This is a genomic window from Pseudomonas sp. B21-041, from assembly GCF_024748675.1.
Classification (GTDB): domain Bacteria; phylum Pseudomonadota; class Gammaproteobacteria; order Pseudomonadales; family Pseudomonadaceae; genus Aquipseudomonas; species Aquipseudomonas neuropathica.
Map to the genome: position 1 here is coordinate 5,514,778 of NZ_CP087175.1, position 19,620 is coordinate 5,534,397.

Consider the following 19,620-nt stretch of genomic DNA (forward strand, 5'->3'; position numbering starts at 1 on the left):
AGCCAGCTCCCACAGGTTATGCAGTGGGTTCAAGTTATTCGAAGAGCGCGTCAAGGGCCTGTTCAAGGCGGGTCACGGCAATGATCTGCAAGCCTGGTGGGGATTCCTTCGGCGCATTGCCCTTCGGCACGATCGCCCGTTTGAAGCCATGCTTCGCCGCTTCCTTCAACCGCTCTTGACCGCTCGGCACTGGGCGCACTTCGCCGGACAGGCCGACCTCACCAAACACCAACAGGTCATGCGGCAATGGCCGGTTGCGCAGACTCGACATCACCGCCGCCATCAACGCCAGATCAGACGCCGTTTCCAGCACCTTCACGCCACCCACCACGTTAAGGAACACGTCCTGATCATGGGTCGGAATCCCGCCATGGCGATGCAAAACTGCGAGCAACATCGCCAAACGGTTCTGATCCAGCCCCAGCGTCACCCGACGCGGATTGGCCAGATGGCTGTCATCGACCAGCGCCTGCACTTCCACCAGCATCGGCCGTGTGCCTTCCCACGTGGCCATGACCACACTGCCGGGGACTTCTTCCTGCGCACGGGTGAGAAAAATCGCCGAAGGGTTGGAGACTTCTTTCAACCCCTTGTCGGTCATGCCGAACACACCGAGTTCGTTGACCGCACCGAAACGGTTTTTCACCGCACGCAGCAAACGCAAACGCCCATCGGACTCGCCTTCGAAGTACAGCACGGTGTCGACCATGTGTTCGAGAACTCGGGGACCCGCGAGCGCGCCTTCCTTGGTGACGTGGCCGACGAGGAAAATCGCCGTGCCGCTCTGTTTTGCATAACGCACCAGCAGCGCCGCGCTCTCACGTACCTGGGAAACACCGCCGGGGGCAGATTGCAGCTGTTCGGTGAAGATTGTCTGGATCGAGTCGATCACCATCACCTTGGGCTTTTCCTGTCGGGCGGTGGCGATGATGGTTTCGATGCAGGTTTCGGTCATTACCCGCAGTTGATCCTGCGGTAAGCCGAGGCGCCGGGCACGCATGGCCACTTGCTGTTGGGATTCTTCGCCGGTGACGTAGAGAGCCGGCATGCTTTTGGCCAGGTTGCACAGGGTCTGCAACAGGATGGTCGATTTACCGATACCCGGATCACCGCCTATCAGCACCACCGAGCCGTCGACCAGACCGCCACCGAGGACCCGGTCCAGCTCACCGGAGGCGGTGGAAAAGCGCGGAATTTCTTCGATGCTGACTTCGGCCAAGGTCTTGATCTGCGCCTGCTGCCCGGCCCAGCCGGTGCGGCCGGTCGGTGCTGTGGCGCCGCCGCTTTCGATCATGGTCTCGGTCAGGGTGTTCCAGGCGCCGCACTCGCCGCACTGGCCCGCCCACTTGGGAAAGGTTGCGCCGCACTCGGTGCAGCCGTACATGCGCTTGGCCTTGGCCATCAGAACCCCCGACAAAAACCGCGATGATAACGCACGTGCCGACGATCAGCGCGGCGCCGCACTACGGATTTCGCCACTGGCCAGACGCGTGGCGCTATTACCGAACGGATCTTCGGCATTCAGGTCCGCGCCCTTGGCTTTCAGCGCATCAAGCAATTCCAGGCGCTTGAACAATCCGGCGTACATGGCTGCCGTCTGCCCGGCACCGTTACGCTGATCGGGGCTGCAATCGGTGGCCATCAGGCGCCGGGCGATCTGTACTTCACCTTTGAAAATCGCCCCCATCAGCGCGGTGTTGCCACGTTGATCCTGGGCACAGGCATCGGCGCCGGCTGCAAGTAAACGCTCCACGGCCGGAGCCTGACCGTGATAGGCCGCCAGAATCAGCGCGGTGTAACCCTTGCTGTCGCGGGTGTCGAGGGAATACCCGGACTCGATGAACGTGTCGATCATCGGCACATCACCGCGTCGGGCCGCATCGAAGTAATAGTCGCGCAGTTGGGCCTGGATTGCCTCGGGACTCTGCTCGACCGGTGCCGCCCATGCCGCGAACGACAGGCAACCGGCCAAGAGTAAAAGACAGCTTCGCATCAGCATTCTCCTTTAAACGAAACGGGGCCTGACTCAGGCCCCGCGTGCGCTACATCGGTATCAGTCGACCAGTTTCGCTGCCAGCGCCTTGACCCGGCTCAGGTCGCCTTTGGCCACTTCAGTGACGCCAGTGCCGTATTCCGGATCGGCCTTATAAAGGAAGGACAGGATGATGTGCTTGCTCTCATCATCGGTGGTTGCCAGCGAGCCGCCGAAGCTGTCGATCAGGTCCCGGCGTTCTTGCTTGCTGAACGAGCGATACAGATCGCCGGCCTGCTTGAAGTTCTGCTCACGCTGAATTTTCGCCTGCTGGGTGCTGCCCGATAGCGCCGATTGGCTGTAACGCGCGCCTGGCGTCTCGTCACGGGGCTGCAGTCGGCTTGGCTGATAGTTCACACCACTGTTGCTGGCGCCGAAGTTCATCGCGCCATCCTGGTTGCCATTGTTCACGGCAACTTTCGGCGCATTGATCGGCAATTGCAGGGCATTGGCACCCAGGCGATACATTTGCGTATCGGCATAGGAGAACACTCGACCTTGTAACAAACGGTCTTCGGAAGGTTCGATACCCGGAACTACATTGGCTGGCGCCATGGCCACTTGTTCGGTTTCCTGGAAGACATTCGCCGGATTACGGTTCAACACCATTTGTCCAACTTTTCGCTCAGGAATACCTGGCCAGATCTTGGTGGCGTCTAATGGATCAAAATCAAACTTGGACAAGTCTTGTGGTTTCAGCACTTGAATGTACAAGTCCCATTTTGGGAAGTTACCTTTATTAATGTTGCTCACCAGATCATTGGTCATATGACTGTAGTCTTGACCCTGGACGTTCGCGACTTGTTTTGGCGTGAGGTTATTAAGTCCCTGCAAGCTCTTCCAGTGAAACTTGACGTAGTGGACTTCACCCTTGGCGTTAATCAACTTGTAAGCATGAACACCATTACCGTCCATTTCTCGATAACTGGCCGGCGTTCCCGAGTTCGAATACAACTCGGTCAGGGTACGGGTGGCCTCCGGTACATGAGAGAAGAAGTCGAATCGGCGAGAATCGTCATCTAGGTTAGTCCGCGGATCCGGTTTGAACGCGTGCACCATGTCGGGAAACTTGATCGCGTCGCGGATGAAAAAGGTCGGAAAGTTATTGCCGACCAGGTCCCAGTTGCCGTCAGCCGTGTAAAACTTGGTGGCGAAACCTCGTGGATCACGCAGGGTTTCCGGCGAGTGATTGCCGTGCACCACCGCGGAGAAGCGCACGAATACCGGCGTGCTCTGGCCAGTGGCGAACACCTTGGCCTTGCTCAGGTCACTGAGATCGTTGGTCACGGTGAAGGTGCCATGGGCGCCGGTACCACGGGCGTGAACCACACGCTCGGGAATGCGTTCACGGTCAAAGCGCTGCAGTTTCTGAATCAACTGCACATCCTGCAGCAGCACCGGGCCATTGGCACCGGCGGTCTGCGAGTTCTGATTGTCGCCGACCGCTGCACCGTTATCGCGGGTCAGGGGCGCGGCGTTTACGGAGAAGGTCAAAAGGCTGGCGGTGAGTACGCCGAGGGTGCGACGACGGGGAAAAGCCCCCAGTCCAAGTGCGGAGTTCATATCAGGATCCTCTGGTTTTTTTGGGCGCATCCAGGTGCGCCAACCCAAGGCTAGAGGCCTGCGGCGTCGAACATAAATAGAAAGAACATAACGCCACGATTGAGAAAATTGGCTTTTCGATCAGCGAGTTACAGTATATTTCGCGCGCGATTGCTGGCACTTTGCAAACTAATCGTCGATTGATGTGTCGATAAAAACGGGCATTGTAAGAAGGTGTTTCGCGCAGGACGCGTTTTGCTGATTTACACTGCGTACACCAAACTCATCTGTAACAAGGAAATAACTATGGGCGTGCTAAGCGAGTTCAAGGCCTTCGCGGTCAAAGGCAATGTGGTCGACATGGCCGTCGGTATCATCATCGGTGCTGCCTTCGGCAAGATTGTTTCGTCGTTTGTCGGTGACGTCATCATGCCGCCAATCGGCCTGTTGATCGGTGGGGTCGACTTCAGTGATCTGGCCGTCACGCTCAAGGCCGCCGAAGGCAATGCGCCTGCAGTGGTGCTGGCCTACGGCAAATTCCTGCAGACCGTTCTGGACTTCGTGATCGTCGCGTTCGCCATTTTCATGGGTGTCAAAGCGATCAACCGCCTCAAGCGCGAAGAGGCCGTGGCCCCTACCCTGCCACCGGTTCCGACCAAGGAAGAAGAGTTGCTGGGCGAGATCCGCGACTTGCTCAAGGCCCAGAACACCCGGCCCTGAATGCAGTGCACGATAGAAACAACGGCGCCTTCGAGGCGCCGTTTGTTTACCAGTAATTCTCCACAGCCACCTGACCGGGCCGGCGGGTCAGGCTGAGGCTCATGTGGCGTTTTTTCAGCAGCGCGCGCGTGTCATCGATCATCTGTGGATTGCCGCACAGCATGACACGCGAGTGCTCCGCCGACAGCTCCACACCCGCGGCGCGCTCCAGTTCACCATTTTCAATCAGGGTAGTGATGCGCCCGTGCAATGCGTCAGGATGCGCTTCACGCGTCACCGTCGTGATGAACTGCAATTTGTGCGCATGTTCGCTGAGGTATTCACGCTGCGTGAGTCCGGCAATCAACGCCTGATAGGCCAACTCCCGCGCCTCGCGCACGCTGTACACCAGAATGATTCGCTCGAATTTTTCCCAGACTTCGAAGTCCTGCAAAATCGACAGAAACGGCGCCACCCCGGTGCCTGTGGATAACAGCCATAGATCGCGCCCATCGACGAAACGGTCCAGTGTCAGGTAGCCGAAAGCCTGGCGATCTACCAGCAAGGTGTCGCCGACCTGCAGCCGACTCAGCTCACTGGTGAACTCCCCGCCCGGCACGACGATGGAAAAGAACTCGAGAAACTCGTCAAAAGGCGACGACACCATCGAATAGGCACGCCACACGATGCTGCCATCGGCTTTGGTCACACCGAGCCTGGCGAACTGCCCGGCGCGGAAACGGAACCCTGCATCCCGGCTGGTACGCAAGGTAAACAGGCTTGGGGTCAAGGGTTGAACATCAAGCAACGTCTGCGTGGTGTATTTCTCGGCACTGGCGGTCATGGGGCACTCCATTGAACGATTGCTGCCAGTGTCGCGCATATTGGTCGCCTTAAACACCGACGATGAGTAATGGCATTCAGCCACTCTTCACCTAAATGAATAGCAACTGAACTCATCAAATAAAATTAAATGTAAAACTGAAATTTAGGATGACGACCTGAATACTAAACCCGTCATTCGCTAAGAACCTTTTATAAAAACATTACCACCATCAATATCGAAAAAATTTAATGCCCCTTGTATGAAACGTCCTACACTCCGTTGCGTGCCGGATCTTTTGGATCCATTTGCACCCCCCCCCGTAATACCAATGGAGATTCTGTAATGGAAACTTGGAAGGAGTCGCAGTTAAAGCAACTGACTTTCGCCAGGGATATAGACGCTGCTTATACGATTCTGTTGAGATTCGCCGAAAACCTGGGCTTTAACTTTTGTGCCATTTCGGTTACTTCACCCAATCGGGAACTACGTCTTGATCCCTTGCAAATCAACAACTACCCCAAAGAATGGAACGCACAATATGATCAGAAACATTACAGTAAAATCGACCCACTGATAGCACACTGTAATCACTCAATGATGCCCATCGTCTGGAGCGAATCGGTATTCGCAGAAAAGCCTCAGCTTTGGCAGGGTTTGCAGCAATATGGACTGCAATATGGCTGGTCACAGTCGTTCCACCATGAGCAAAGCGGTTTGTGCAGCATTATCAGCCTGGCGCGCAAGCATTGCCCCATCAGTCCTCTGGAGTTGTATGAACATTTTGGTTATATGTTCTTCGCCACCAGTCACCTGAGTGAACTGTTCGCCCGGACGCTGCCGCCCCAATCTCTCAAGCCCCGCCAACCGCACCTGTCGCCCCGCGAACTGGAGGTTCTGCAATTATCAGCCGGCGGCAAGACCGCTTATGAGATTTCGAAAATCCTCAGCCTGAGCGAACGCATCGTGAACTACCACGTGCAGAACGTCATCGAGAAACTCAACGTCTGCAACAAGATTTCCGCTGTCATCGCGGCCGCCAGAGCCGGCATCATCTAATCAAGCAGTCTTGCGTCCCCTATAAAACGTGCAGGTAATAACCAAGAAAAAAACGTACCATTCGCGACCCTCCTGAGTGATGACGTGAACGTTCGGCGTTGCAGTACACTCGGTCGGTGCCGCAGCACAATGTCAGGGCTGTGGAACACCCCGTTGATTACCCTGAGTTCCCGCCCCATGCCTTTGCTTGATACGCCCTTTGCCCAACTCGACCTGATCCGCCAGCCCGAACAGCAGAACGAACCGCTGCAAGCCTTCGATGCCGCTGACGAGTACCTGCTTAACCATTTGGCGGCGCAGCAACCGGCGGCGGACACGCACGTGTTGGTGCTCAACGACAGCTTCGGTGCGTTGGCTGCCAGTTTGTCAGGCAAGGTCAGGGTCAGTAGCAGCGGTGACTCATTCCTCGGTTTCCAGGGGCTGGAAAAAAACCTGCTGCGCAATGGTCAGGCATTCGACACTGTTCGCGGGATCCCCGCGAGCGAGCCATTGGTCGGACCGTTTGATCGGGTGCTGATCCGCGTGCCGAAAACCCTTGCACTGCTGGAAGAACAACTGATCCGCTTGCAGGGGCAACTCGCGCCCGGCGCTGAAGTCGTCGCAGCGGCCATGGTCAAACACCTGCCACGCGCCGCCGGTGATCTGCTTGAACGCTACATTGGTCCGGTGCAAGCCTCACTGGCGGTGAAAAAGGCTCGCTTGTTGATCGCCACGCCTGAAGCAAAACCCCCGGCCGTCTCGCCCTACCCGTCACGCTATCGCCTCGACGAGCCACCGATCGAGTTGCTCAACCACGCCAACGTGTTCTGTCGCGAAGGCCTGGACATCGGCACGCGTGCGTTCCTGCCGCACCTACCGAAAAACCTGGGCAGCGCCCGAGTCGCCGATCTGGGCTGTGGCAACGGTGTACTGGCAATCGCGAGTGCCCTGCAAAACCCTGATGCGCATTACACGCTGGTCGACGAGTCGTTCATGGCGGTGCAATCGGCTACGGAAAACTGGCGTGCAGCGCTGGGCGATCGCGAAGTGATCGTGCGAGCCGGCGACGGTCTGGCCGGACAGGAAGCGCAGTCGCTGGATGTGGTGCTGTGCAACCCGCCGTTTCATCAACAGCAGGTGGTGGGCGATTTCCTCGCCTGGCGCATGTTCCAGCAGGCGCGCGAAGCGTTGGTGGTGGGTGGCGCGCTGTACATCGTCGGCAACCGTCATCTGGGTTACCACAGCAAACTGGCGCGGCTGTTCCGCGGCGTCGAGCAAGTGGCCGCCACACCGAAATTCGTCATTCTTAAAGCGCGCAAGTAAACCTCAAGGCAAAAAAAACCCTCCGTGAGGAGGGTTGCAAAGCCGTACCCGAAGGCGCCGGGACGGGGATGATTCAGTGCGTGGTCAGGCCTGCCGCGTTCATGAACAGGCGCATCAGGCTGGCGGCGATAAACAGCACGCCGACGCTACCGACCCAGATCAAGGCCAACCAGCCGAGCCGCTGCCACAGCGGTTTTTTTTCGGCTTCTTCAATGTCGTGCAGGGAATGTTTGCCGGTCATTGTTTCGATCCTCATCAGTCAGATCGATGGCGCCGTTGCCGACGCCATCGCGAGCAGGCTCGCTGCCAAAGGGTTTCGCTTAGTGATAACCGTCCTCATGGGTGACCTTGCCGCGGAACACGTAGTAGCTCCAGAAGGTGTAACCCAGGATGAACGGAATGATGAACAGCGTACCCACCAGCATGAAGCCCTGACTTTGCGGCGGTGCGGCGGCGTCCCAGATCGAGATCGACGGCGGCACGATATTCGGCCACAGGCTGATGCCCAGACCGCTGTAGCCGAGGAAGATCAGTACCAGGGTCAGCAGGAACGGCATGTAGTTGGCATTGCGCGCCACGGCGCGGATCAGGCCGTACATTGTCACTAACACCAGAATCGGCACCGGCATGAACCAGAACAGGTTCGGCATGCTGAACCAGCGGGTGGCAATATCCGGATGAGCCAGCGGCGTCCAGATACTGACAATACCGATCACGGCCAGCAGCACGAAAGCCAATGGCCGTGCCAAGTCATGCATCTGTTCCTGGAGCTTGCCTTCGGTTTTCATGATCAGCCAGGTACAGCCGAGCAAGGCATAGGCCACCACCAGCGCGGCGCCGCAGAACATTGTGAACGGCGTCAGCCAGTCCAGTGAACCGCCGGCGAACTGCCGATTGACCACCGGCAAGCCGTCGATGAACGCGCCCAGCGCCACGCCCTGGAAGAACGTCGCCGCCACCGAGCCACCGATAAACGCCTTGTCCCACAGATGGCGCTTGTCGTCCTTGGCCTTGAAACGGAACTCGAACGCCACACCACGGAAGATCAAACCGATCAACATAAAGATCAGCGGCAGGTACAGCGCCGACAACACTACCGAATAGGCCAGCGGGAACGCGCCGAACAACGCCGCGCCGCCCAGTACCAGCCAGGTTTCGTTGCCGTCCCAGACCGGGGCGACGGTGTTCATCATCACGTCACGGTCGACTTTGCCCGGGATGAACGGGAAAAGAATCCCGATACCCAGATCGAAGCCGTCCATGACCACGTACATCATGATGCCGAAGATGATGATCACGGCCCAGATCAGCGGAAGATCAATACCCATGGCTCAAATCTCCTTGGTCAGGCTGGGGGTGTCGTGATCGGCATCGGCCGAATCGTCGGCGGCGGACAAAGGACGCGCCGGCGTACGCTGCTTGCCTGGACCACCGTCCGGCGTCTCGGCGCCTTCGCTGATCTTCGGCCCCTTGCGCACCAGGCGCATCATGTAGCCGAGACCTGCGCCGAACAGGGCGAAATACACCACCACAAACATGATCAGGGTGATGCTCATCTGCATGAAGCTGTGGTTTGAAGACGCATCCGCCGTGCGCATCAGCCCGTAGACCACCCACGGCTGACGGCCGATTTCGGTGGTGAACCAGCCAGCGAGAATCGCGATCAGGCCGGAAGGCCCCATCCACAAGGCCAGATAGAGGAACGGCCGTGAGGTGTAGAGCGTGTCGCGCTTACGCAGCCACAGGCTCCACAGACCGGTGAAGATCATCAGGAAACCAAGGCCGACCATGATCCGGAACGACCAGAACACGATGGTCGAATTCGGCCGGTCTTCCGGCGGGAATTCCTTGAGCGCCGGGACCTGTTTGTCCAGCGAGTGAGTGAGGATCAGACTGCCGAGGTACGGGATCTCCACGGCGAATTTGGTTTTCTCTTCTTTCATGTCCGGCCAGCCGAACAGGATCAGCGGCGTCGCTTCGTCGCCTTTGTTTTCCCAGTGACCTTCGATCGCGGCGATTTTCGCCGGCTGATGTTCGAGGGTGTTGAGGCCATGGAAGTCGCCGATGACTGCCTGGATCGGCGCGACGATCAGCGCCATCCACATCGCCATCGACAGCATCGTGCGGATCGCCGGGTTGTCCTTGCCGCGCAGCAAGTGCCAGGCCGCCGAAGAGCCGACGAAGAACGCCGTGGCGACAAACGCAGCCGTGGCCATGTGCATCAGGCGATACGGGAACGATGGGTTGAAGATGATCGCCAGCCAATCGGTGGGGATTACCTGACCGTTGACGATCTCGAAGCCCTGCGGAGTTTGCATCCAGCTATTGGACGCGAGAATCCAGAACGTCGAAATCAGCGTGCCGATGGCCACCATGACCGTGGAAAAGAAGTGCAGCCCACGTCCGACCTTATTCCAGCCAAACAGCATCACCCCGAGGAAACCGGCCTCAAGGAAGAAAGCCGTGAGCACTTCATAGGTCAGCAACGGCCCGGTGACGGCGCCGGCGAAGTCCGAGAAGCGACTCCAGTTGGTGCCGAACTGGTAGGCCATGACGAGCCCCGAGACCACGCCCATGCCGAAGTTGACGGCAAAGATCTTCGACCAGAAATGGTAGAGATCACGGTAGGTGTCATTACGGGTTTTTAGCCACAAGCCTTCGAGCACCGCGAGGTAACTCGCCAGGCCGATGGTGATGGCCGGGAACAGGATGTGGAACGAGATGGTGAACGCGAACTGAATTCGGGCGAGATCGAGTGCCTCTAAACCGAACATAAGTCTTCCTCTGTCAGGTAATACCGGCGTCCGGGCTTGTGGCCCCTGCGCCTACTGCCCCCACGGATATGGAGTGCGGCGAATTCTGATTCGTTCTTTTTAAACAACCATCGCAACGCAGGGAGTCTGGTCAACGCGCCACCAGAGCATCGCCCAGGAGGGTCTTGATCTGGATCAAGCAACGTTGAAAGAGTAGTCCCATTTCCGACGAAGAACTGCGTGGTCGTTTGCCGCGTGACAAGTTGCCTCATCGGCGCGGCGATGCTCTGCAATGGATTTCTTGCGGCGAGCTTGAGGAAATCGATGTCTGCCTAACTAAATTTTTTGTCATAGCAACTTCCTGTTACAGACTGGTGATAACCTCGCGATTCCCCTCGAGCCAGACCTGCCTTCAGATGCCCAGCCAAGCGCCCCTGCTGTTACGTCACCATCGTCCGTTTCTCGCTTTCTGGTTCGCGCGGATCTTCACCGCCAGCGGCTTTCAGATGCTCACTGTGGCAATTGGCTGGAACCTCTACCAATTGACCGGCAACGTCCTCGATCTGGGTCTGGTCGGCCTGGTCGAATTCGCCCCGCGTGTGCTGTTCATGTTGCACACCGGGCATGTCGCCGACCGCTATGACCGACGCAAAGTCGCGGCGATCTGTCAGTCGTTGCAGGCATTGATCGCCCTGGCGCTGGCCATCGGCAGCGCCACCGATCACGTCACCCGCGAGATGATCTTCATCCTCGCCTTCCTGCTCGGCGCGGCGCGTTCGTTCGAGATGCCGACCACCCAGGCACTGCTGCCGAGTATTGTGCCCAGCGCACTGTTCCCACGGGCGGTGGCAGCGGCACAATCGGCGCAACAGTCGGCAACCATCGTCGCCCCGGCGCTGGGCGGCTTGCTCTACGCGTTCGGCAGCGTCTGGGTGTATGGCCCGACCGTGCTGCTGTATGTCATTGCCTGCACCTTGATGCTCAACCTGCCCGCGCGGCAAACACCACTGAACAAAGGCAAAGCCACGCTGGATTCGTTGCTGGCGGGGATTCGCTTCATTCGCAGCCGCCCGGACATTCTCGGGGCGATTTCGCTGGATTTGTTTGCGGTACTCCTCGGCGGCGCCACGGCGTTGTTGCCGGTATTCGCCAAGGACATCCTGCTGACCGGGCCATGGGGCCTCGGCCTGCTACGTTCGGCACCGGCGGTCGGCGCACTGGGGATGTCGCTGTTCCTCGCCCGATTTACCGTAGAACGCAACGTTGGCCGGATAATGTTCACGGCGGTCGGCGTATTCGGCGTTGCCACCATCGCCTTCGGCCTGTCGACCTCGTTCTGGTTCTCGCTGGCGGTGCTGGTGGTACTCGGCGCGGCGGACATGATCAGCATGGTCATCCGCGCCTCTTTCGTACAATTGGAAACCCCCGACGAAATGCGCGGCCGGGTCAGCGCGGTGAACGGGCTGTTTATCGGCGCTTCCAATCAGTTGGGCGAATTCGAATCCGGCGTCACCGCCCACTGGTTCGGCACCGTGCCGGCGGTGGTGATGGGCGGGATCGGTACGCTGGTGGTGACGGGGACATGGATCAAGTTGTTTCCGACGCTGGCTAACCGGGATCGCATGCATGTGCCGGTGGAGGAGGTGAAGGTCTGACAACCTCCAAAACACAAAATAACTGAAAAGGTGCGGTACATAGTTACCGCACCGAGTGTAATGTATCGCCTTACACTCCAGCCCATGATCAAATCCTTTCAGCACAAAGGCCTTCGAGGCTTCTATGAAACAGGTTCGACTCGCGGGATTCGTGCCGACCACGCAAAACGGCTGTCGCGCATGCTGCAGTTCATGGATCGCGCTACGATTCCCGCAGATCTAGACCTTCCGGGTTGGCGCCTGCATCGATTGATAGGTTAACTGACGGAGTACTGGTCGCTGAGCGTTTCAAGCAACTGGCGAGTGATCTTTCGTTTTGTCGGTTCGGATATCGAACTGGTCGATTATCTGGATTACCACTGACAGGAGGCAGGCTCATGCCCATGCACAACCCGCCACACCCCGGCGAAACCCTGCTGATGGATGTTTTGCCCGAGCTAGGCATCAGCGTGACCGAATTGGCCCGACACTTGGGCTTCGCGCGCCCACATCTTTCCCGTGTACTACACGGACATGCGCCAATCAGCCCGGATCTGGCTGTGCGTCTTGAGCGTGCTGGCATTGGCAAGGCGCGTGTGTGGCTAGGCGTACAAACCGACTACGATCTGTGGCAAGCGGAGCATCGGGAGCAACCGGTTATCGAACTGATCGCTGTCCACGCCTGACACCTCCAGCCACTACAACTCCCCCGCCACTTTCACCCGCAAGGCCTTGCCGCCGAGTTGCTCGACCAGCGTCAAGGCAAACTCCAGCGCAGCGCTGGAACCTTGCGCGGTGATGCAATTGCCGTCGACCACCACCGGTTGATCAACAAACGTACAGCCCGAGAGTTGATGGCTGGCGCTGGGCAAACAGGTCATGCGTCGTTGACGCAGCACTCCAAAGGTTTGCAGGGCGACGGCCGGGGATTCGGCGATGGCGGCGAACAAGCGTCCGGCGCTGGCTTGATCCTTGAGCAGTTGTTGCAGCGGTTGATGTGCGGCCAGATGTTGTGAACCGACAACACCGCCGGGCAGTACGATCAGGTCGAAGGTTTGCGCCAGCACATCGACCAGCATGCCGTCGGCGGTCAGGCGTGTACCACGCGCGCAGGTCAGCATGCGTCGTCCTTCAATACTGGCGGCGACCACTTCGATGCCGGCGCGGCGCAGCACGTCGATCAGGGTCACGCTTTGCAGATCATCGATGCCCTCGGCGAGGGTAATCAGGGCTCTAAAGGTCATGGGCGCTATCCGCTGGGTGATACTTTAAGCGTAGTCAGCTTCACCCGGATCGCGCTGCAACAGCCGTTACTTGATGTAAAGCTGGGTCGACATCGTATTGCGTGGCGCGTTGATCGAGGTGTTGCTGAAGGTGAAGGTACCTTCCTGTTTGCCCGCCAGATCGAAGGTATAAAGAGAACCGACGGTGCTACGGCCCGGACTGCACTCGGTCAGGTTGCCATTATCAAAGGCACATACCGGCGCTCGGGTGCCGTTCACTTCGAAACCATCCAGCGTGGCATGCGGCTGGCTCTGGCCGTATCCGACTTCCAGTACATAGACTTTGATGCTAGGCCCGTTGTGATTGCATTGGGTCTGTGTCTGCCCATCACCAATGTCTTCCAGGCCACAGGCCGGCGATTGCACCTTGATCACTTTCACTTGGGTCAACGGCTCCGCCGAGGCCGCCAACGCTAACGGCGTCACGGCCATCAGTGCTGCAATCAAACCCGAACCCTTCATCCAGCACCTGCTCATGCGCTTCCCGTCCCGAAAAAATCAGCGCGCAGTATGGCGCAGTTGGCTTCAAGGCAAAACTTCGCCGACGATCGACACCAACAACCGCCATATTCCTCACGCTGCTGGTATGATGCGCGGCTTTTTCCGGCCCACCACAATTTTCCAGGCGCTTGCGATGGTCTGTGCTTTGCTGTTGAGGTCGATACATTCACGGCGCCACGCGCGCCACGGGGAGCAGACATGCTGGAAAGGCTGTTTCAACTCAAGGCACACAACACCAACGTGCGCACCGAGATTCTGGCGGGCATCACGACTTTCTTGGCCATGGCCTACATTCTGTTCGTCAATCCGAGCATTCTCGGCGAGACCGGCATGGACAAGGGTGCGGTGTTTGTCGCCACCTGTCTGGCGGCTGCGATCGGTTCGACGATCATGGGCCTGATCGCCAACTACCCGATCGCCCTTGCGCCGGGCATGGGTCTGAACGCCTTCTTCACCTACACCGTCGTCCTGCACATGGGCCACACCTGGCAAGTGGCGCTGGGTGCGGTGTTCATCTCGGCCGTGTGCTTCTTCCTGTTGTCGATCTTCCGTATCCGTGAATGGATCATCAACAGCATCCCGCTGCCACTGCGCTCGGCGATTGCTGCCGGTATCGGCCTGTTCCTGGCACTGATCGCCCTGCACAACGCTGGCATCGTGGTCAGCAACCCGGCGACCATGGTCGGCCTCGGTGACTTGAAAGCCCCGGCACCGATCCTCGCCACCCTCGGCTTTGCCCTGATCGTTGCCCTCGAAGCGCTGAAAGTGCGCGGTGCAGTACTGATCGGCATTCTGGCAGTGACCATCATTTCCATCGCCATGGGCGTCACCCCGTTCAACGGCGTGACCTCGATGCCACCTTCGCTGGCGCCGACCTTCATGCAACTGGACATCAAAGGCGCACTGGACATCGGTCTGGTCAGCGTGATTTTCGCGTTCCTGTTCGTCGACCTCTTCGACAACTCCGGCACCCTGATCGGCGTCGCCAAGCGCGCCGGCCTGATGGGCAAGGACGGCCACATGCCGAAAATGGGCCGCGCACTGATCGCCGACAGCACCGCGGCCATGGCCGGTTCGTTGCTGGGTACGTCGACCACCACCAGTTACATCGAATCTGCTGCCGGCGTGAGTGCGGGCGGGCGTACCGGTCTCACCGCCATCGTCGTGGCGATTCTGTTCCTGCTGGCACTGTTCTTCTCGCCACTGGCGGCCAGCGTTCCGGCGTTCGCCACCGCGCCGGCACTGCTGTTCGTCGCAGTGTTGATGACGTCGGGCCTGGCGGAAATAGACTGGGACGACATCACCGTCGCCGCGCCGGTCGTGGTCACCGCGCTAGCCATGCCGTTCACTTATTCGATCGCCAACGGCATCGCGTTCGGTTTCATCGCCTGGACCGTGATCAAGTTGCTGTCCGGCCGCGCTCGTGAGCTGAACCCGGCGCTGGTGATTCTGTCGATTCTGTTTGTGATCAAGTTGGGTTGGTTCAACGCATGACATTCGATTCCCAGGCTTACGCCGAGCAACTTGAAGCCAAGGTCACGCGTTTGCGTGATCTGCTGGCGCCGTTCGATGCCCCCGAGCCGACCGTGTTCGACTCGCCGCTGCAGAACTTCCGTCTGCGCGCCGAATTCCGCCTGTGGCGCGAGGGCGGCGAGCGGCATTACGCGATGTTCTCGCAGGACGACAAACGCACGCCGATCCTGATCGAAGCGTTCCCGATTGCCAGCCTGCGCATCAACCAGTTGATGCCGCAATTAAAGGCTGCCTGGCAGGCCAGTTCGGCGCTGAGCCACAAGCTGTTTCAAGTGGAGTTTCTGACCACACTGTCTGGCGATGCGATGATCACCCTGTGCTATCACCGCCCGCTGGACGAACACTGGCATACAGCGGCGACGAAGTTGGCGGCGGATCTCGGCGTCAGCATTATTGGTCGCTCGAAGGGTAAACGCGAAGTGCTTGGCCTCGATTACGTGGTCGAGAAACTCGACGTCGGCGGTCGCACCTTCAGCTATCGCCAGCCGGAAGGCGCGTTCACCCAGCCGAACGGCACGGTGAACCAGAAGATGCTCAACTGGGCGTACGAAGCACTCGGTGACCGCACTGACGACTTGCTGGAGCTGTATTGCGGTAACGGTAACTTCACCCTGCCGCTCGCGACTCGCGTGCGCAAAGTGCTGGCTACCGAAATCAGCAAAACCTCGGTCAACGCGGCATTGAGCAACCTCAGCGAAAACGCTGTGGATAACGTCACTCTGGTGCGTTTGTCTGCCGAAGAGCTGACCGAAGCGCTCAACGAAGTGCGCCCGTTCCGTCGCCTGCAAGGCATCGACCTGAAGAGCTATGAGTTCGGCAGCGTCTTCGTCGACCCGCCGCGCGCCGGCATGGACCCGGACACCTGCGAGCTGACCCGCCGCTTCGACAACATCCTGTACATCTCCTGCAACCCGGAAACCCTGGCGGCCAACATCGCCCAGTTGCACGACACGCACCGTATTACCCAGTGCGCGTTGTTTGACCAGTTCCCGTGGACGCATCACATGGAATCGGGTGTGTTGCTGACCCGGCGTTGATTACGGGACAGCAGATACGAAAAAGCCGTCGTGATTGACGGCTTTTTTGTGGGCGCTCACTAAGCGGGATCGACCTTACGCGGACGCCCGCCCTTTTTGCCATTCGCCCGCGCGGCTGCAGACTTTGCCGCGCTGCTCTGACGGCCGTTGCGCGAAGCAACGGTAGAAGCGGCCATGGCCAATAGTGATGGGCTCGCCGAAATCATCCCAGAAATGGAAACGTCGAGGTCTTTACCCTCGTGACAAAGCGCAGTGCCCGCGAAGCCGACTGTCAGGCTTTCATAGTCCGCTGCGTTGAATCCGTCGAACTCTGGATAACGATCCACCGGTAGCAACACACCGCTGCCGTCTTCAAAACGGATGATCAGGGATGGTTTCTCAAAGGTTACGGAGACAGCCTGCAAGCTATTCGTCCGGCGTGCTTGCCCTTGCTCGATGGCGACGTCGATCATCTCCTCCGTGAGGGGACGACGTACGGATGGCTTGGCTTTGATGACCTTCATAAATCGATTTCCACTCCTTCCAATGCGTCTATCAATGTCAGAAGAGTTTTGCCCTCGTCTGGCAGATAACGCGCCGATCCCACTCTGTATGTCGTGTCAGTGACGAGTTTCATCCCCAACACTTCGTTTGAATGGCTGTCCCACAATTGATTGTCGAGACAGACAGTTTGCAATTTCGACCACCAGATCCCGCGTGCTCGTCGCAGATGAGCAGGCTGCTAAAGGGATCGACACAAGCCTTCCAGCACGGCCAAGGGTGGTCGACGAGAAAGCGGCACGACGTCCCAAAGCTCAATATCGTTGTGCCAGAAACTGAACTGTAATCGGGCACTCCAACTGCCCGCATTCACGTGAACGTGTGGTGGGCAATGTTCATCTCGCAGCATGATGACAATCGACAATCCTTTGTAGCTGCACACCTTCATGCTAACCCATCCGTTAGGTTAAAAAATTTCAGGATTTGAGATTCCTTTCAAATCCGACGACTGGTGATCAAGCACATGACGTTTCACCGCTTTTGAGGCTAGCGTCGGAACGGGTCATGAGTCGGTCAATCTCCGGTAAAAAACGTAAGCAAAGCTGTCGTCATATCTCGATCAATATTGCTTCTGTGCGATCACCGAACATAAAACGCCACGTCCATTTTTGTTCAATTGACCATGGTAACCATCTAGTACATTTTATCTCCACAGGCTGAAATCCTCGGCCAAAGCCAAAAACAATAAGTGGAGTTACCCCTCATGCCCCCTATCGTTCTGGTGCTCAATGGCCCGAACCTGAACCTGCTCGGCACTCGTGAGCCGGCGACTTACGGTCACGAAACCCTTGCGGACATCTCGGCTCTGTGCGGTCGCGCTGCCGAAGAATTCGGCCTGGCCGTGGAGTTTCGCCAGACCAATCACGAAGGCGAACTGCTCGACTGGATTCACGCTGCCCGTGGCCGTTGCGCCGGGATCGTGATCAATCCGGCCGCGTGGACGCACACTTCGGTGGCGATTCGCGATGCGCTGGTGGCCAGTGAATTACCGGTGATCGAAGTGCACCTGTCCAACGTCCACGCCCGCGAGCCGTTCCGTCATCACTCGTTTGTCTCGGCGATTGCCACAGCGGTAATGGCCGGTTTTGGCAGTCACGGCTATCGACTGGCACTGGAACATTTCAGCCAGCGGCTGAAGGGGTAACTCGCATGTCTCGCTCTAACGTGATACTCGCCGGGCTGATCGGCGCCGGCATTCAGGCCTCGCGCACACCCGCGCTGCATGAGCACGAAGGTGATGCCCAAGGCCTGCGTTATCTGTACCGACTGATCGATCTCGATCAACTGAAAATGGACAGTACCGCCCTGCCCGACCTGCTGCTGGCGGCCGAGCGGATGAACTACACCGGATTGAACATCACCTTCCCGTGCAAGCAGGCGATCATCCCGCTGCTCGATGAGTTGTCGCCGGAAGCCGAAGGCATCGGCGCGGTGAACACGGTGGTACTGAAGGACGGCAAGCGTGTTGGCCATAACACCGACTGTCTCGGTTTCGCTGAGGGTTTTCGCCGGGGGCTGAAGGACGCTGCCCGCGAGCGCGTAGTCCAGATGGGCGCGGGTGGCGCGGGTGCAGCAGTGGCCCACGCATTGTTGAGCGAAGGCGTACGGCAACTGAGCATTTTCGATGTCGACCGTGAGCGCGCCGAGAGTCTGGCGAACAATCTCAATCAGCATTTCGGCTCGGGTCGCGCCGTGGCCGGGCAAGATCTACCGAGTACGCTGAATCAGGCCGACGGGCTGGTGAATACCACGCCAATGGGCATGGCCAAACTGCCGGGCATGCCGGTGCCGGTCGAGCTGCTGCGCAAGGAATTGTGGGTGGCGGAGATTGTGTATTTCCCGCTGGAAACCGAACTGCTGCGCAACGCCCGCGCGCTGGGTTGCCGGACGCTGGATGGGGGCAACATGGCGGTGTTTCAGGCGGTGAAGGCGTTTGAATTGTTTAGCGGCGTGGTGCCGGATGCGCAGCGGATGCTCGCGCATTTTCAAAGCATGAATGGCTGAATTCTTTCCCCTGTGGGAGCGAGCCCGCTCGCGAAGGCGTACGGCCAGCCAATACATCTGTTGACTGACACACCGCTTTCGCGAGCAGGCTCGCTCCCACAGGGGAATGTGTCAGGCCTGCAGGTAACGCAACACCGATTCGCAAATCATCTCGCGATGCCGCTGCTTGATGCTTTCATCCGGCAGATCGATCTGAAAGATCTCGCCAAACGTGTGCCGGTTCGACACGCGATAGAAGCAGAAAGAACTGATCAGCAAATGCACATCCAGCGCATCCAGCCCCACACGGAAAACACCTTCAGCAGCACCACGACGCAGAATCTCGCCGAGTGAATCGAGGATGGTGTTGTTCATCGCCTTGATCGCATCGGAACGCTTCACGTATTCGGCATTATGGATGTTTTCGATGCTGACGATGCGCACGAAATCGACGTTGCGGTCGTGGTGATCGAAGGTGAATTCCACCAGACGCCGAATCGCCTCTACCGGCGCCAGCTCGGCCAGGTGCAGACGGTTTTCGGTGCTGCGGATGTCACCGTAAAGCTTTTCCAGCACCTCGACGTACAACTGCTCCTTACTGCCGAAGTAGTAATAGATCATGCGTTTGGAGGTGTGGATTCGCTCGGCGATCGCATCGACGCGAGCACCGGACAAGCCTTGCTGGACGAACTCGACGATCGCCTCCTGCAAGATGTTCTCGCGGGTCTTTTCCGGGTTGTTCTTGCGACTCTTGCGCGGCTCTACAGTGGAAACTTCAGGAGCTGCGGAAAGTTCTGTATTCATCGTCATTGCGGGCTCACGGCCATCACTGCACAGGCGGCGATTATGGGCTGCGCAGCACAGTGAAGGAAGCCGCGCGGCCCGTGTTTAATCCCGCG

Annotated in this window: 20 protein-coding genes and 2 pseudogenes; 10 read left to right on the forward strand and 12 right to left on the reverse strand. The window is 58.4% G+C overall.

The window, feature by feature from the left end; genetic code table 11:
* Positions 1-34: 34 nt before the first annotated feature.
* Genes radA through katB form a run of 3 tightly spaced genes read right to left on the reverse strand, consistent with a single transcriptional unit; the run spans position 35 to position 3,595 of the window.
* Positions 35-1,402: a DNA repair protein RadA gene (gene radA / locus LOY43_RS24525; protein ID WP_007909773.1), complete on the reverse strand. Its 1,368-nt coding sequence runs from the start codon at positions 1,400-1,402 to the stop codon at positions 35-37.
* Between the two features lie 45 nt (positions 1,403-1,447).
* Positions 1,448-1,993 carry an ankyrin repeat domain-containing protein gene (locus LOY43_RS24530; protein WP_258708843.1) on the reverse strand — a complete coding sequence of 182 codons (546 nt, stop codon included), beginning with the start codon at positions 1,991-1,993 and terminating at the stop codon, positions 1,448-1,450.
* A gap of 60 nt (positions 1,994-2,053) precedes the next feature.
* A complete protein-coding gene (gene katB, locus LOY43_RS24535; protein ID WP_095048720.1) occupies positions 2,054-3,595 on the reverse strand; it encodes a catalase KatB in 1,542 nt (513 codons plus the stop codon).
* Between the two features lie 285 nt (positions 3,596-3,880).
* Here katB and mscL point away from each other — a divergent pair, with 285 nt between their 5' ends.
* Complete coding sequence (mscL, locus tag LOY43_RS24540; protein WP_095048721.1) at positions 3,881-4,294, forward strand: large-conductance mechanosensitive channel protein MscL; 414 nt, start codon at positions 3,881-3,883, stop codon at positions 4,292-4,294.
* A 46-nt stretch (positions 4,295-4,340) separates the two neighbouring features.
* Here the strand turns inward: mscL and LOY43_RS24545 are convergent, their stop codons facing one another.
* The gene (locus tag LOY43_RS24545) at positions 4,341-5,117 is read right to left on the reverse strand and encodes a ferredoxin--NADP reductase (protein ID WP_095125464.1); all 777 of its coding nucleotides are present in this window, start codon (positions 5,115-5,117) and stop codon (positions 4,341-4,343) included.
* A gap of 324 nt (positions 5,118-5,441) precedes the next feature.
* On the opposite strand from LOY43_RS24545, the gene LOY43_RS24550 reads away from it, so the two are divergent.
* On the forward strand, positions 5,442-6,155 hold the full coding sequence (locus LOY43_RS24550; RefSeq protein ID WP_258708844.1) for an autoinducer binding domain-containing protein: 714 nt from the start codon (positions 5,442-5,444) through the stop codon (positions 6,153-6,155).
* 177 nt (positions 6,156-6,332) lie between these two features.
* Positions 6,333-7,457: a class I SAM-dependent methyltransferase gene (locus LOY43_RS24555; RefSeq protein ID WP_095125465.1), complete on the forward strand. Its 1,125-nt coding sequence runs from the start codon at positions 6,333-6,335 to the stop codon at positions 7,455-7,457.
* 73 nt (positions 7,458-7,530) lie between these two features.
* Here the strand turns inward: LOY43_RS24555 and LOY43_RS24560 are convergent, their stop codons facing one another.
* The 3 genes from LOY43_RS24560 to LOY43_RS24570 form a co-directional block, all read right to left on the reverse strand.
* Positions 7,531-7,698, reverse strand: coding sequence for a DUF2474 domain-containing protein (locus tag LOY43_RS24560; RefSeq protein ID WP_095048725.1), 168 nt, complete (start codon positions 7,696-7,698; stop codon positions 7,531-7,533).
* Between the two features lie 79 nt (positions 7,699-7,777).
* Positions 7,778-8,785 carry a cytochrome d ubiquinol oxidase subunit II gene (gene cydB / locus LOY43_RS24565; protein ID WP_007909749.1) on the reverse strand — a complete coding sequence of 336 codons (1,008 nt, stop codon included), beginning with the start codon at positions 8,783-8,785 and terminating at the stop codon, positions 7,778-7,780.
* A gap of 3 nt (positions 8,786-8,788) precedes the next feature.
* Positions 8,789-10,231: a cytochrome ubiquinol oxidase subunit I gene (locus LOY43_RS24570; protein WP_095048726.1), complete on the reverse strand. Its 1,443-nt coding sequence runs from the start codon at positions 10,229-10,231 to the stop codon at positions 8,789-8,791.
* A 395-nt stretch (positions 10,232-10,626) separates the two neighbouring features.
* Between LOY43_RS24570 and LOY43_RS24575 the strand changes: the two genes are divergently transcribed.
* The 3 genes and pseudogenes from LOY43_RS24575 (at position 10,627) to LOY43_RS24585 (ending at position 12,530) form a co-directional block, all read left to right on the forward strand.
* Positions 10,627-11,865, forward strand: coding sequence for an MFS transporter (locus LOY43_RS24575; protein WP_258708845.1), 1,239 nt, complete (start codon positions 10,627-10,629; stop codon positions 11,863-11,865).
* 84 nt (positions 11,866-11,949) lie between these two features.
* Positions 11,950-12,228, forward strand: a pseudogene (locus LOY43_RS24580) (type II toxin-antitoxin system RelE/ParE family toxin).
* A 14-nt stretch (positions 12,229-12,242) separates the two neighbouring features.
* Positions 12,243-12,530, forward strand: a complete 288-nt coding sequence (locus LOY43_RS24585) for a HigA family addiction module antitoxin (protein ID WP_095048728.1) — start codon at positions 12,243-12,245, stop codon at positions 12,528-12,530.
* A gap of 12 nt (positions 12,531-12,542) precedes the next feature.
* Here LOY43_RS24585 and LOY43_RS24590 read toward each other — a convergent pair whose 3' ends face one another.
* Together LOY43_RS24590 and LOY43_RS24595 are read right to left on the reverse strand one after the other, a co-directional pair.
* Positions 12,543-13,088 carry a DJ-1 family glyoxalase III gene (locus LOY43_RS24590; RefSeq protein WP_095048729.1) on the reverse strand — a complete coding sequence of 182 codons (546 nt, stop codon included), beginning with the start codon at positions 13,086-13,088 and terminating at the stop codon, positions 12,543-12,545.
* A gap of 66 nt (positions 13,089-13,154) precedes the next feature.
* Entirely contained in the window at positions 13,155-13,604 is a 450-nt protein-coding gene (locus tag LOY43_RS24595) for a DUF4879 domain-containing protein (RefSeq protein ID WP_095048730.1), read from the reverse strand.
* Positions 13,605-13,826: 222 nt separating this feature from the next.
* Here LOY43_RS24595 and LOY43_RS24600 point away from each other — a divergent pair, with 222 nt between their 5' ends.
* Together LOY43_RS24600 and trmA are read left to right on the forward strand one after the other, a co-directional pair.
* Positions 13,827-15,122: an NCS2 family permease gene (locus LOY43_RS24600; RefSeq protein WP_095048731.1), complete on the forward strand. Its 1,296-nt coding sequence runs from the start codon at positions 13,827-13,829 to the stop codon at positions 15,120-15,122.
* The gene (gene trmA, locus LOY43_RS24605; protein WP_095048732.1) at positions 15,119-16,198 is read left to right on the forward strand and encodes a tRNA (uridine(54)-C5)-methyltransferase TrmA; all 1,080 of its coding nucleotides are present in this window, start codon (positions 15,119-15,121) and stop codon (positions 16,196-16,198) included. Before LOY43_RS24600 ends, trmA begins: the two co-directional genes overlap by 4 nt.
* A gap of 59 nt (positions 16,199-16,257) precedes the next feature.
* On the opposite strand, the gene LOY43_RS24610 is transcribed toward trmA, so the two are convergent.
* Positions 16,258-16,701: a DUF2442 domain-containing protein gene (locus LOY43_RS24610; RefSeq protein WP_258708846.1), complete on the reverse strand. Its 444-nt coding sequence runs from the start codon at positions 16,699-16,701 to the stop codon at positions 16,258-16,260.
* Positions 16,698-17,126, reverse strand: a pseudogene (locus tag LOY43_RS24615) (DUF4160 domain-containing protein). Before LOY43_RS24615 ends, LOY43_RS24610 begins: the two are co-directional and overlap by 4 nt.
* A 315-nt stretch (positions 17,127-17,441) precedes the next feature.
* Here LOY43_RS24615 and aroQ point away from each other — a divergent pair.
* Both aroQ and LOY43_RS24625 read left to right on the forward strand, forming a co-directional pair.
* Entirely contained in the window at positions 17,442-17,882 is a 441-nt protein-coding gene (aroQ, locus tag LOY43_RS24620) for a type II 3-dehydroquinate dehydratase (RefSeq protein ID WP_008084592.1), read from the forward strand.
* Positions 17,883-17,887: 5 nt separating this feature from the next.
* Positions 17,888-18,742, forward strand: coding sequence for a shikimate dehydrogenase (locus LOY43_RS24625; protein WP_095048735.1), 855 nt, complete (start codon positions 17,888-17,890; stop codon positions 18,740-18,742).
* 111 nt (positions 18,743-18,853) lie between these two features.
* On the opposite strand, the gene LOY43_RS24630 is transcribed toward LOY43_RS24625, so the two are convergent.
* Positions 18,854-19,531 (reverse strand): TetR family transcriptional regulator, encoded by a 678-nt coding sequence (locus LOY43_RS24630; protein WP_095048736.1) that lies wholly within the window; start codon positions 19,529-19,531, stop codon positions 18,854-18,856.
* Positions 19,532-19,620: the final 89 nt, after the last annotated feature.